The following is a 207-nucleotide window of genomic DNA, read 5'->3' as shown; positions in this document are numbered from 1 at the left end:
CAGACCAAAAGGGAACGGTGAGTGGAACAACCGTTGAATGGATCAACAAGTATGAAGTTGAAAATGGTAAGCTGGTCATTGAAAACAACAAACCTGTAGCGATCGACGCACACCCAACACAGCCATCCACCGTGAAAGCTGATAAGGGCTATCATTTCCAGAAGTGGAATGATGGAACGAACGATTTCGCAACAGATGAAGCATTGA

At 44.9% G+C, this 207-nt stretch carries 1 protein-coding gene; it reads left to right on the top strand.

What is annotated here, in order from left to right; all coding sequences use genetic code 11:
- Positions 1-17: 17 nt before the first annotated feature.
- A partial coding sequence (locus NE665_RS24700; RefSeq protein WP_256302807.1) for a hypothetical protein occupies positions 18-207 on the top strand: 190 nt, incomplete at its 3' end.

The organism is Clostridium sp. DFI.1.208 (assembly GCF_024463855.1).
Lineage (GTDB): Bacteria > Bacillota_I > Bacilli_A > Erysipelotrichales > Erysipelotrichaceae > Clostridium_AQ.
The sequence above is the reverse complement of the archived record's forward strand: the minus strand, read 5'-3'. Positions and strand labels throughout refer to the sequence as shown.